Annotated in this window: 1 protein-coding gene; it reads left to right on the top strand. The window is 68.1% G+C overall.

Annotated features, from left to right (window positions below):
* Positions 1-9: 9 nt before the first annotated feature.
* Positions 10-1335 (top strand): IS30 family transposase (locus IEZ08_RS39005; protein WP_189244243.1); only part of this gene is annotated, 1326 nt, incomplete at its 3' end.

Genomic DNA, 1335 nt, shown 5'->3' with positions numbered 1-1335 from the left:
GCGGGCTGGATGAAGGCGTTGACCGGCAGGGCGCCGATGAAGTCTCCGGGGGCGCCGTCGTTGCGACGGGAGATCGAGCGCGCGTTCTGGCGTGAGATCGCCAAAGGGTTGACCAGCGAGGAGGCGGCGGTCGCGGTCGGCGCGTCGTCAGCCGCAGGGAGCCGGTGGTTCCGGGAACGTGGCGGGATGCCGACATTCATGGTCAGTCCGCGCACTGGCCGATATCTGTCGTTTGCCGAGCGGGAAGAGATCGCCTTGCTGAAGGCCGAGGGAGCGGGAGTACGGCAGATCGCTCGGCAACTGGGCCGTGCGCCGTCGACTATCTCCAGGGAGTTGCGCCGCAACGCGGCAACGCGGGGCGGCAAGCTGGAGTACCGGGCCTCGGTGGCGCAGTGGAAGGCGGAACTGCTGGCCCTGCGGCCCAAGGCAGCCAGGCTGGTGACCAACGAGCGGTTGCGCGAGTACGTGCAGCAGCGGCTGTCGGGGCAGGTCCGTCACTCGGACGGGACGGTGGTAACTGGGCCGGTGACCGCGCAGTGGAAGGGCCGCAACAAGCCACGACGGCAGGACCGGAGGTGGGCGCAGGCATGGAGTCCGGAGCAGATCGCCAACCGGTTGAAGCTCGATTTCCCCGAGGATGAGACGATGCGCATCTCGCACGAGGCCATCTACCAGGCTTTGTATGTTCAGAGCCGTGGAGCGCTCAAGCGGGAGCTGGTCGCCTGCCTGCGCACCGGACGCGCGCTGCGCGTTCCTCGAGCACGTTCCCGCAAGCGCGCCACCGGCCACGTCACGCCAGAGGTCATGATCAGCCAACGGCCCGCCGAGACCGAGGACCGAGCTGTTCCCGGGCATTGGGAAGGCGACCTCATCATCGGCACCGACCGCTCCGCGATCGGCACGCTGGTCGAGCGCACGACACGGTTCACTCTGCTGCTGCACCTGCCCCGGATGGACGGCTACGGCATCCAACCACGAGTGCACAACGGCCCGGCGCTGGCCGGCCGCGGCGCCGAGGCCGTTAAGGACGCGATCGCCGCCGCCATCACCACGCTGCCCGAGCAACTGCGCCGCTCGCTCACCTGGGACCGAGGCACGGAACTGGCCCAGCACACCCAACTACGGATCGACACCGGAGTCGCGATCTACTTCGCCGACCCACACAGCCCCTGGCAACGGGGCACGAACGAGAATACGAACGGCCTGCTGCGCCAGTACTTCCCCAAGGGCACAGACCTGTCTCGATGGACCGCCGAGGAGATCGACGCCGTCGCCACCACCCTCAACAGCAGACCCCGAAAGACACTCGGCTGGAAAACACCCGCCGAGGCTCTC

Origin of the sequence: Planobispora rosea (assembly GCF_014648175.1) — a bacterium.
Classification (GTDB): Bacteria; Actinomycetota; Actinomycetes; order Streptosporangiales; family Streptosporangiaceae; genus Planobispora; species Planobispora rosea.
This window is presented reverse-complemented; position numbering and strand designations above follow the sequence as displayed.